The sequence below is a fragment of the Nocardia sp. NPDC004068 genome (assembly GCF_042874315.1).
Taxonomy (GTDB): Bacteria; Actinomycetota; Actinomycetes; order Mycobacteriales; family Mycobacteriaceae; genus Nocardia.
On sequence record NZ_JBIAMW010000003.1, the window covers coordinates 57,835 to 69,071 of the forward strand.

Genomic DNA, 11,237 nt, shown 5'->3' on the forward strand with positions numbered 1-11,237 from the left:
GACCGAACTCCTTTACCGACGTGCCGAGAGTCACCGAGCGACTCCTGGGTTACGGGCAGGTTACCAACCGGTGATCACGGCTGGCGGCGCGGGTCGCGAAGGCACCGGAAGATCCTGTCCGGAAATCGAATTGGGTAATCACGTTTCGATAACACGCGCCACGCGCCACCCGAACGACCGCGTGCCGCCGCGCCGATTCTGGTTTTCCGGCGCTCCCACGCGGTACGGTCGGAACCCATGCGCATCGTTCCGGGGATCCTCCTCGCCGTGGCCGCGGTCGCCCTGTCGGCCTGTTCGAGTGGCGGCGGCGACACCACCGCGTCGTCGAGCCCGTCGACGCCCACCCCCGCACCCACCACCACGACGGAGACCACGACGACCGGCCGAACCGATTGCGGCGCGGGCTATCTCGCCCAGTTCTCCACCCGGCAGAAGCTGGCCCAGCTGCTCACGGTGGGTGTGGCGAGCGCCGCGGACGCGGAGAACGTGGTGCGCGCCGAGCAGATCGGCGGCATCTTCGTCGGCAGCTGGACCGATCCGGCGCTGTTGGCGGACAAGCAGATCGACCGCGTCAAGGCCACCGCCCGCACCCCGCTGATGGTCACCATCGACGAGGAGGGCGGGCGAGTCTCGCGGCTGGCCAACCAGATCGGGGCCGCGCCCTCGGCCCGGGTCACCGCGCAGACGGTCTCCGCCGACGACTTCTACACCCAGAGCCTCGCGCGCGGGCGGGCCATGAAGGACCTCGGCGTCACCGTCGATTTCGCGCCCGACGTGGATGTCAGTGCGCAACCGGATGATTCGGTGATCGGCGACCGGTCCTTCTCCACCGATCCCGCGGTGGTCACCGAGTACGCGGGCGCGTTCATCCGGGCCATGCACGACGCCGGGGTGGGCGCGGTCATGAAGCATTTCCCCGGCCACGGTTCCGGTTCGGGCGATTCGCACACCGGCGCGGTCCGCACGCCGCCGCTGGACCAGTTGCAGCAGGTCGACCTCGTGCCGTTCCGCAATCTGGTGGGTTCCGGCGCGGCGGTCATGGTCGGCCACCTCGACGTGCCCGGCCTGACCACGCCGGACACCCCGGCCAGCATCAGCCCGCAGGTCATGTCGCTGCTGCGGCAGGGCAGCGGGTACGGCGCGGCGCCCTTCGACGGGCCGATCTTCACCGACGACCTGAGCGGTATGGCCGCCATCACCAGCCGCCTGGGCATCGCCGACGCGGTGGCCGCCGCGCTCGAGGCGGGCGCGGACAACGCCCTGTGGATCAGCACCGACGCGGTCACCCAGGTGCTGAACCGGTTGGAGCAGGAGGTCCGCGAGGGCCGCCTGCCGCTGAAGCAGGTCGACGACTCCGTGTTGCGCATGGCCCGGTTCAAGGGCATCCCGCTGACCTGCTGATCACCGGCGAATCGTCGGCAATTGCGCCCGGTGGAACTTACCTTGGAGTAAGATAGGGGCTTCGACATGGGCTAGGGAGAGACGGATGGCAGGCGGAACGAAGCGGCTCCCTCGGGCGGTTCGTGAGCAGCAGATGCTGGACGCCGCCGTCGAGGTGTTCTCGCGCAAGGGTTATCACGACACCTCGATGGACGCCATCGCCGCCGAAGCCAAGATCTCCAAGCCCATGCTGTACCTGTACTACGGGTCCAAGGACGAGTTGTTCCGGGCGTGCATCCAGCGCGAGAGCATCCGGTTCATCGAGGCCGTCGCCGTCGCGGGCAACCCGAAGCTGACCCCGCACGAGCAGTTGCGCGCGGGGCTCGAGGCGTTCCTGTCGTATGTGGACAACAACCGGTTGTCTTGGCAGGTGCTCTACCGGCAGGCCCTCGGGCAGCAGCCGTTCGCCTCGGAGATCGCCAACAGCCGTGAGCGGGTGATCGAGCTGACCGCGAAGCTGCTCGAGTCCAGTGCCAAATACGCCGAGCCGGGGACGAATTTCGACATCGTGTCGGTCGCGGTGATCGGGGCGGGCGAGGCCATCGCCGACCGGATCGCCAGCGGTGAGGTGGATGTGGCCGAGGCGGTCGACCTGCTCGACAATCTGGCCTGGCGTGGTCTGGCGGGCAAGAAGAAGGCCGAATAGAGTTCATGATCGAGTGACGGGACGGCCGCATCCGGCCGCTGAGCTTCGGGACGGATGTGTTCGGACTTCTCACCCCCTGCGCGCACCACGCGGGCGACCACGGCATCGACGCGCGCGAATGGCATTCCCAGCTCTGCGGCCTGTGCCTCGGCCTGCGCGACGCCCACGGCCAAACCGCCCGCGCCGCAACCAATACCGACGCCGTCGTGCTGAGCATCCTCACCGAGGCCCAGTCCCCCGCGCCCACGGCCCGCACGACCACCGGCCCCTGCGCCCTGCGCGGCCTGCGCCGCACCAGCGTCGCCCCCGCCGACTCCCCCGGCGTCCGGCTGGCCGCCACCGCGTCCCTGCTGCTGGGCGCGGCCAAGATCCGCGACCGCGTGGACGACGGCGAGGCCGGATGGGCCGGACGCCCGATGACCCTGGTCGCCGACCGCTGGTTCGACCGCGCCCGCACGAGCGCGGCCCCCCTCGACCTCGATATCGAACCACTCATCGCCGCCATCCGCGCCCAGGCTGCGACCGAGCGCGCGCTCACCGGAAACACTTGCGGCGCTGACGATTCCGCTCCCCACCTCAGTGCGAAGACCGCAGCCGAGCCCAATCATCTGCTTCGCGACGCCCTCGACGACCAAGGCGCGAGCGCCGAACACCTGCACCGGAAAGCGGCCCTCGACGGCCGGGTAAGCCACGAGCGCGGGTTGGCGGCGCTGACCGCCGCGACCCAGTTGTGCGCGGCCGAATTGTTCGCGCATACAGCCGTTCTGGCGGGGCGGACCGAGAATCGGGGCGCGTTGTGGGAGGCCGGGTGGCATTTCGGGCGGATCGCGCATCTGGCCGACGCGATCGAGGATCTGGACGAGGACGCGCGGCGGGGGCGGTTCAATCCGTTGACGGCGACCGGGACCTCCCGGGAGCGGGCGTACGAGCTTGTGCGGGAATCGGATTCGCGGATCCGGGCGGCCCTCGACCGGGCGGGGTTGGGCGAGGCGGGGCTGGTGCGGTGGTGGTTGCTCGATCCGTTGCGCGGGGTGGTGCGGACCCTGCGGCGGGCGGCGGGGCTGGCGTGCGGATGTGCTCGGGGAGCGGCCTGTTCGGTCGGGGCGGCGGCGGGGACGGTCGCGCTGCTGGGACAGCCGATGATGCACGCGTCGGGGAAATCGGTGCGCCCGGAGCAGCCCGGCCTGCTGGAGGGCATCGGGATCATCTGCACGCAGTACTGCACCGGATACGCCTGCTGCGCCGAGCACACCCGCCCGTGCAGCGGCGAACGGCGGCGGGCGTGGTCGGATCGCTGCGATTGCGACTGCGATCCGGGGTGCGGCGACTGCGGTGAGTGCTGCAACTGCTGCGACTGCGGGTGCGACTGCGGCTGCTGAAATCCGCTGGGCCACAGCGCGTCCGCGGGCGGATCGGATCCCCCGTGCGATCCGATCCGCCCGCGGCCCGGCTCAGCGCAGTGTCGCGGTGAGGTGCGGGTACCCCTTCTTCGGGTGCTTGAGCGACAGATCCCAGCCGCCCTCGACCTGATCGGCGTACACGTTCACCGTCGACGGCAGCAGGATGGGCTTGCCGAACTTCACCGCGTAGGTGGTGTGCGCGGGGATCCGGCCCTCGATCGCGCCGAGAACCGCGGCGCAGGACCACATTCCGTGCGCGATCGCGCGCGGGAAGCCGAACGCCTTGGCGCTCAACGCCGACATGTGGATGGGATTGCGGTCGCCCGCGGCCGCGGCGTAGCGGTGGATCAACGGCTGATCGACCTTCAGCGTGCGCAATGGCGGCGGGGGCACCTCCTCCGGCTTGGGCTCGGGCTTCGGGCCGCCCGACAGCGACGTCCGCTGCTGGTGCAGGAAGGTGGTCACCTGCCGCCACACCAATTCCCGGCCCACCTTGACCTCGCTGATCGCGTCGACCAGCAGACCGCGCGGATGCTCACGCAGATTCTCCACGTGCGCGTGGATGTCCAGCGGCTCGCTGACCGAGATCTCGCGGGTGCGCTCGATCAGATTCTCCGCGTGCACCGCGCCGACCGCGATGAACGGGAAGTCCCGCGCGGCCACCAGCTGGGTGACCACCGGGAAGGTGAGCACGAACGGATAGGTCAGCGGCAGCGCGTCCCCGAACCGCAGCCCGGTCGCGTGGCAGTAGGCGGCCAGATTGTCCGGATCGACGCGGAAGTTCCGCAATTCGACCGCGCGATCGGGGATTTCGGGCTTGCGCGCCGAGACCAGCGGCAGCGGCAGGGCGCCCAGCGCCGCCTTGAGGTAGAGGCCGCCGAGCTTGGGTGGCTCGGACAGCGAGATGGTCTCGGTCATCTCAGGCTCCGATCATGGCCTGGCCGCACACGCGAACCACGTTGCCGCTCACCGCGTTCGAGGCCGGGCTGGCGAAGTAGGCGATGGTCTCGGCGACGTCGACGGTCTGCCCGCCCTGCAGCAGCGAGCTGAGCAGGCGGCCCGCCTCGCGGGTGCCCACCGGGATGGCCGCGGTCATGGCGGTCTCGATGAAGCCCGGGGCGACGGCGTTGATGGTGATGCCCTTCTCGGCCAGCTTCGGGGCCTCGGCGTTCACCATGCCGATGACGCCCGCCTTGGACGCGCCGTAGTTGGTCTGGCCGCGGTTGCCCGCGATGCCCGCGATCGAGGAGACGTCGATCACCCGGCCGCCCTCCTTCAGCGCGCCCTTGGCCACCAGACCCTCCGTAATGCGGTGCGGCGCGGCCAGATTCACGTTCAGCACCGAGTTCCAGCGCGCGTCGTCCATGTTGGCGAGCAGCTTGTCGCGGGTGATGCCGGCGTTGTGCACGATGATGTCGATGCCGCCGAAGCGCTCGGTCGCGAACGCGGCCAGCTTGTCCGCGGCGTCGGGGGCGGTGACGTCGACCGCGATGGATACGCCGCCGACCTTGTTGGCGGTCTCGGCGAGGGCCTCCCCGGCGGCCGGGATGTCGGCCACGATGACCTTCGCGCCGTCGCGGGCGAAGACCTCGGCGATGGTCGCGCCGATGCCGCGCGCGGCGCCGGTGACCACGGCGACCTTGCCGTCCAGCGGCTTGGCCCAGTCGATTCCGGCGGCGGCGTTGTCGTCCTTGCCGACGCGGAAGACCTGGCCGTCGACGAAGGCCGACTTGGCCGAGAGGACGAAGCGCAGGGTGGACTCCAGGCCCGTCGCGGCCGCGGCGGCCTCGGGGTGCAGGTACACCAGGTTCGAGGTGGCGCCGCGCAGCAGCTCCTTGCCCACGCTGCGGGTGAAGCCCTCGAGCGCGCGCTGGGCGATCTGGCCCTCGACGCTGCCCGCGAGTTCGGGGGTGGTGCCGATGACGAGCACGCGCCCGGACGGGGCGATGCTGCGCATGGCGGGCTGGAAGAACTGGAACAGCTGCTCGAGCTCCTCGACCGAGTTGAGTCCGGTGGCGTCGAAGACGAGCGCGCCGAACTTCACGCCGGGGCTGACCGAGTCGACGAACGTGTAGTCCGACAACAGGTTCCGCACGGCGTCGGCGACGCGGCCCTTGCCGCCGAGCAGCACCGGACCCGGCAGGGCCGGTTCGCCCGGGGTGTAGCGGCGCAGCTTCTCCGGCTGCGGCAACCCCAGCTTGCTCGCCAGGAAGTGACCGGGGGCCGAGTTGACGAACGATCCGTACAGGTTGGGAGCGCCCTTGTTCTTGCTGGCTGCCACTTTTCCTACCTTTTCCTTCGTGTCGGATGAGGTCCGGTGTCGACAATTAACTTACTCCAGAGTAAGTTTAATGTAAACCGACGTCGAGACATGTGGAGACTCGAGTGACCAGCAAAGCCCGTTCGACGAAGGCCGCGTCCGCGAGCGGCGGGGCCAAGTCCACCAAGCAGACCCGTCCCGTCGCCGTTCTGGGCGGTAATCGCATCCCGTTCGCGCGGTCGGACGGCCGCTACGCCCACGCCTCCAACCAGGACATGTTCACCGCCGCGCTGAACGGTCTGGTGAGCCGCTTCGGCCTGCAGGGCGAGCGCCTCGGCATGGTCGTCGGCGGCGCGGTGCTCAAGCGCGTCGGCGAGCACGGCATGATCCGCGAGAGCGTGCTCGGCAGCGAGCTGTCGCCCTACACCCCCGCCCACGATCTGCAGCTGGCCTGCGGCACCGGGTTGCAGTCGATCGTCACGGTCGGCGACGCGATCGCGCTGGGCCGTATCGAGGCCGGCGTCGGCGGCGGCACCGACACCACCTCCGACGCGCCGATCGGGGTGAGCGAGCCGATGCGCGAGTGGATGCTCGACGCCAATCGGGCCAAGAAGAACTCCGACTACGTCAAGCTGGTCGGCCGGTTGCGGCCGAGCATGGTCGGCATCGAGATCCCGCGCAACGCCGAGCCGCGCACGGGTCTGTCGATGGGCGAGCACGCGGCCATCACGGCCAAGGAGTTCGGCATCGCCCGCGAGGCGCAGGACGAGCTGGCCTACCTGTCGCACAAGAACATGGCCGCCGCCTACGACCGCGGCTTCTTCGACGATCTGGTCACCCCGTTCCTGGGCCTGACCCGCGACGACAACCTGCGGCCGAACTCCTCGCTGGAGAAGCTGGCCACGCTCAAGCCGGTGTTCGGCACCAAGCTGGGCGACGCGACCATGACCGCGGGCAACTCCACCCCGCTCACCGACGGCGCGTCGGCGGCGCTGCTGTCGAGCGAGGAGTGGGCCGCCGAGCGCAACCTGACGCCGCTGGCCTATCTGGTCGACAGCGAGGTCGCCGCGGTCGACTACGTGTGGGGTCCGGACGGGCTGCTGATGGCCCCGACCTACGCGGTGCCGCGGCTGCTGGCGCGCAACGGACTCACGTTGCAGGACTTCGACTTCTACGAGATCCACGAGGCGTTCGCCTCGGTGGTCCTCGCGACGTTGCAGGCCTGGGAGTCCGACCAGTACTGCAAGGAGCGCCTGGGCCTGGACGGCGCGCTGGGTCCGATCGACCGCAGCAAGCTCAATGTCAACGGCTCCTCGCTGGCCGCCGGTCACCCGTTCGCGGCCACCGGCGGCCGCATCATCGCCCAGGCCGCCAAGCAGCTGGCGGAGAAGGGCTCCGGCCGCGCGCTGATCTCCATCTGTGCCGCGGGCGGCCAAGGTGTGGTGGCCATCCTGGAACGCTGATTCGGAATGCCCTGCCCTGCGCCCTGGCGGGCACAGGGCAGGGACAGAAATGAGCGCGGCCTGAGGCGAGGGCGGGCGGGGACAGAAAACGAGCGCTCCCCGAAGCCGGGGCAGAAAAACGAGCCCGCCCGAGGCCGGGGCGGGGACAGAAAATGAGGGCGTCCCGAGGAGAGCCCGGCACGTCGCGTGAGGCGCGAATGAGCCCGGGCGCGGCCTGATTCGGTGGCACGGCCTCATCCGACCGGGCGTGGGTAGTGGTCGGTGACGTGGCGGCGGGACAGGTCGAAGGTGCGGCGGGCGAGGGCGGTGATGCTGGCGCCGTCGTAGCCGGAGACGGCGGTGTGGAGGGTGTCGTGCAGGGGGGCGGTCCAGTGGTCGGGGATGCCGCTCGCGCCCGCGAGGACGCCCGCGACGGATCCGGCCGTGGCGCCGTTGGAGTCGGTGTCCCAGCCGCCCTGCACGGTCAGGCCGATGGTGGTGGTGAAATCGCCCGCGCCCCAGAGTAATCCGGCGGTGATGACGCAGGCGTTGCCGATCGCGTGCACCCAGTTGTAGTGCCCGTGGCGGGCATGGATCGCGGCGAGGGCTGTGTCCCAACCCATTCCGCGCCGGTGGTCGTCGAGGACGTCCGAGATCGCCCGCGCGAGACGGGAATTCGCGGGGATCACGCGCTGGGCGACGTCGAGCGCGGCGGCCGCCGATCCGGCCGTGAACGCGGCGGCCACCAGGGCCGCGCCCCAGCTCGCCGCCCAGACGCCGTTGCCGGTGTGCGAGACCGCCGCGTCGCGGGCGGCGAGTTCGGCGGCGCGGACCGGATCGCCGGGGCACACGTAGCCGTAGACGTCGGCCCGGATGAGCGCGCCGATCCATTCGCGATAGGGGTTGCGGTGGCGGGCCGTATCGGGCGGGGCGAAGCCGTCGATGAGGTTGCGGTAGGCCACCCGCTCGGCGGTGTAGGTCTGCAGGAACGGCAGCAGTTCCAGCCACTGGCCCGCCACGTCGGCGGCGGTGAAACCCCAGCCCTGCTGTTCGAGCAGGTGCAGGCCGAGCACCGTGTAGTCCAGATCGTCGTCGCGCGGGCAGCCGTCGACGCGGTCGCGGGTGGACTCGGGCCAATTGCCCTGGAGCCGAGGGCCTTCCGGCATCGGGGACAGGACGGGCACGTAGTCGGTCAGCGGGTAGGCGTCGGCGCGCTCGAGGTAGGCGCGGATGCGCCCGGGGGACCACAGCACCCCGTTCTCGAGCGGTTTGCCCAGGGTGCAGCCCACGCAGCGGCCGAGCCAGCCGCCGAGGACGCGGTCGTAGAGCCGGGTCGGCACGGGCGGGTCGCCCGGCGCGGGCGGGTCCTCGACCGGATCGCCGTCCTCGGCGTAGGGCCACGACGGATCGCGCGGCGCGGATTCGACGCGGTCGAGCAGTCGCCAGCAGGCCCCGTCGTCGGCGATCGGGGCCCCGGCGAGATCGTGCACCTCCTCGCCGAAATCGTCCACGCGGAAACCGGATTCACGGCGCTGCGACCATTCGAAGTACAGCAGGGCGCGCGGGTCCCCTTCCGGGTGCCGGAAGTGGGCCGTATCGATGAATTCCATGACCTTCACAGGATGGTGATGACCGCCGCGACGAGCTCGGACAGCAAGGGCAGCGATTCGTCACGCTGCGGGGGCCGAGCCCACCAGCGCCCCTCGTGGGTGTGCCGGCCGAAACCGGTGGGCAGGATGACGTTGCTGCGATGCGGGCCGATATCCACGCCGTGACGCTCCAGTTGGACAGTGCATTCCAGGGGAGGGTACCCATCGAAGACCGCGAGGAACGTCCGTCGCGCCGGTCGATCCCGCACCAGCACCGGACCCGCGGTGCCGCGCCGGATCATCTCGTCGAGTATCAACGCGCCCAACGGTTCCGGCGTGTTCACCGCCGCGATGGAATCCACCAGCGGTAACACGACGAATCCAGGGGAGGTGACGTGCACCCGCGGGAAGCCGAACACATACCGATACACCGCAGCCCAATCCTGCGGGGTGACAAGCTCTTCCAACCGCACGACAACCTCGCTCGGCGCTCTCCGTACCGACATCCCTGCCCCGACGTCGGTGATGGTGCTGACAGTCAATCCCGAAACGTCCGGTGTGGCAGCGATTTCGGTGAATCGTTAGCGAATTGTCGAAGACCGCTCCGTGCCGGAGGCGTACGGACCGGACGTCCCGCACTTCCGGATGGATACGACAATGATTCGATCACCTTTTCCCATCGCGATCGGAAAATGCCGATGCGATACCCCGGGATGACCGTTTTCCGGCGGCTCCCCGGGTACGCTCGGGCACGTAGCCGACCGCTGAACCTGGGAGGTTCGTCATGGCGTGCGATCTGATGCTCATCGCCTACGACGGTTCCGAGAATGCGAAACGAGCCGTCGAGTACGCGGGCCGATTCCTGTCGGCGACCAAGGCGATCGTGCTGACCGCCTGGGAGCCGATGGTGCGCCAGGCCGCGCGCATCTCCGGCCTGTCGGGTGTCACGCAACCGGAATGGATCGGCGACGAGGAGATCGAGGACGTGGCCTACGTCGACGCCAAACAGGTCAATACCGAGGGCGTGCGGCTGGCCAAACTCGCCGGATTGAATGCCGAGGCGCGCACGGTGGAATGCACCTCGACGATCTGGAATGCGATCGTCGACGTCGCCGACGAACTCGATGTGGACATCATCGTCGCGGGGACGCGGGGGGCCACCGGAATTCGCGCGTTACTGCACTCCAGCGTGGCCGAGGCGGTCCTCAAACACTGCCACCGTCCCATTCTGCTGGTGCCGCCGGGCCGAAATCCGGTCGGGCACGAGCATTGACGGGCGGATTGAGATATTGATCGCTGTCCGGCCGTTCGGGCGGAATGCGGGGGCTATGGTCGGGTCATGGACGGCTTTCTCCTCGCGCAACCCGGAGGTGTGATCCGGACGTCGGGAATCCGGCGCACCTTCGACGACGCCGGGCGGGCCGCCGCGGCATTGCGCGCGGGAGCCGGGCTCGTGGTCGGGGCGCTGGCGTTCGACCCCCGCGAACGCGCCGCGCTGTGCGAGCCCGAGCGCGCCGAACGCACCGCCGGGCCGTGGCGTCCGGCCGCGCCGCCGGAGCCGCCGCCGGTGCGAGTGGTCACCGAAATGCCCAGTCCCGCCGAACATGTCGCGCGCGTGACGAAACTCGTGGAGCAGCTCTCCGATCCCGGGCAGCCGCTGCGCAAGGTGGTCGCGGCCCGCTCGCTGCTGCTCGCCGCGGACGCCCCGCTCGATCCGGTGGTCGTGGCGGCGCGGTTGCTGACGCGGCATCCGCGGGCCAATGTCTTCGCCGTCGATCTCGGTCCGGCGGGGCGGCCCGGCGCGACCCTGGTCGGCGCGACGCCGGAGGTGCTGGTCGCGCGGCACGGCGATACCGTCACCCTGCGTCCGCTCGCGGGCACCGCGCCCCGGCATCCGGATCCGGGTATCGATGCCGAACGTTCGCGAGAGTTGTTGGCCAGCACCAAGAATCGCGCCGAGCACGCCTTCGTCATCGACTGGATCCGCGAGCGCCTCACCCCGGTCTGCGCCGAACTCGACGTGCCCGCCGAGCCCGAGTTGATCAGCACGGCCGAGGTGTGGCATCTGGCCACCCCGATCCGCGGCCGCCTGCGCGATCCGGAGGTGACCGCGCTCGAGCTGGCGGTGCTGTTGCATCCCACCCCCGCGGTCTGCGGCACGCCGACCGAGCTGGCCCTCGAGACGATCACCGGGCTGGAGGAGGATCGCGGCTTCTACGGCGGCGCGGTCGGCTGGTGCGACGGCCGCGGTGACGGCGAGTGGGTGGTGGCGATCCGGTGCGCCGAACTGTCCGCCGACGGCCGCACGGTCCGCGCGTTCGGCGGCGGCGGCATCGTCGCCGACTCCGACCCCCGGGCCGAACTCGACGAGACCACGGCCAAATTGCGCACCCTGCTCGGCGGACTGCGCTGCGAACTGCCGCCCGCCTGACCCGCCCGACTGCCCGGTCCGTACGCCAT

At 70.2% G+C, this 11,237-nt stretch carries 10 protein-coding genes; 6 read left to right on the forward strand and 4 right to left on the reverse strand.

The window, feature by feature from the left end; all coding sequences use genetic code 11:
* The first annotated feature begins 237 nt into the window (after nt 1–237).
* The 3 genes from ACFYTQ_RS07840 (at nt 238) to ACFYTQ_RS07850 (ending at nt 3,465) form a co-directional block, all read left to right on the forward strand.
* Nucleotides 238–1,401, forward strand: a complete 1,164-nt coding sequence (locus ACFYTQ_RS07840) for a glycoside hydrolase family 3 N-terminal domain-containing protein (RefSeq protein ID WP_387358070.1) — start codon at nt 238–240, stop codon at nt 1,399–1,401.
* Between the two features lie 85 nt (nt 1,402–1,486).
* Nucleotides 1,487–2,086, forward strand: coding sequence for a TetR/AcrR family transcriptional regulator (locus ACFYTQ_RS07845; RefSeq protein WP_387358072.1), 600 nt, complete (start codon nt 1,487–1,489; stop codon nt 2,084–2,086).
* A gap of 56 nt (nt 2,087–2,142) precedes the next feature.
* Nucleotides 2,143–3,465 (forward strand): DUF5685 family protein, encoded by a 1,323-nt coding sequence (locus ACFYTQ_RS07850; RefSeq protein WP_387358074.1) that lies wholly within the window; start codon nt 2,143–2,145, stop codon nt 3,463–3,465.
* 72 nt (nt 3,466–3,537) lie between these two features.
* Here ACFYTQ_RS07850 and ACFYTQ_RS07855 read toward each other — a convergent pair whose 3' ends face one another.
* The gene (locus ACFYTQ_RS07855) at nt 3,538–4,404 is read right to left on the reverse strand and encodes a MaoC family dehydratase (protein ID WP_387358077.1); all 867 of its coding nucleotides are present in this window, start codon (nt 4,402–4,404) and stop codon (nt 3,538–3,540) included.
* Between the two features lies 1 nt (nt 4,405).
* Entirely contained in the window at nt 4,406–5,767 is a 1,362-nt protein-coding gene (locus ACFYTQ_RS07860) for a 3-oxoacyl-ACP reductase (protein ID WP_387358079.1), read from the reverse strand.
* A 104-nt stretch (nt 5,768–5,871) separates the two neighbouring features.
* On the opposite strand from ACFYTQ_RS07860, the gene ACFYTQ_RS07865 reads away from it, so the two are divergent.
* Nucleotides 5,872–7,209, forward strand: coding sequence for an acetyl-CoA C-acetyltransferase (locus ACFYTQ_RS07865; protein ID WP_387358081.1), 1,338 nt, complete (start codon nt 5,872–5,874; stop codon nt 7,207–7,209).
* 233 nt (nt 7,210–7,442) lie between these two features.
* On the opposite strand, the gene ACFYTQ_RS07870 is transcribed toward ACFYTQ_RS07865, so the two are convergent.
* Together ACFYTQ_RS07870 and ACFYTQ_RS07875 are read right to left on the reverse strand one after the other, a co-directional pair.
* Nucleotides 7,443–8,798: an ADP-ribosylglycohydrolase family protein gene (locus ACFYTQ_RS07870; protein ID WP_387358083.1), complete on the reverse strand. Its 1,356-nt coding sequence runs from the start codon at nt 8,796–8,798 to the stop codon at nt 7,443–7,445.
* A gap of 5 nt (nt 8,799–8,803) precedes the next feature.
* Nucleotides 8,804–9,250, reverse strand: coding sequence for a hypothetical protein (locus ACFYTQ_RS07875; RefSeq protein WP_387358085.1), 447 nt, complete (start codon nt 9,248–9,250; stop codon nt 8,804–8,806).
* A gap of 311 nt (nt 9,251–9,561) precedes the next feature.
* Here ACFYTQ_RS07875 and ACFYTQ_RS07880 point away from each other — a divergent pair, with 311 nt between their 5' ends.
* Together ACFYTQ_RS07880 and ACFYTQ_RS07885 are read left to right on the forward strand one after the other, a co-directional pair.
* Nucleotides 9,562–10,050, forward strand: a complete 489-nt coding sequence (locus ACFYTQ_RS07880; RefSeq protein ID WP_387358087.1) for a universal stress protein — start codon at nt 9,562–9,564, stop codon at nt 10,048–10,050.
* A gap of 66 nt (nt 10,051–10,116) precedes the next feature.
* The gene (locus ACFYTQ_RS07885; protein ID WP_387358089.1) at nt 10,117–11,208 is read left to right on the forward strand and encodes an isochorismate synthase MenF; all 1,092 of its coding nucleotides are present in this window, start codon (nt 10,117–10,119) and stop codon (nt 11,206–11,208) included.
* The last annotated feature ends 29 nt before the right edge of the window (nt 11,209–11,237 follow it).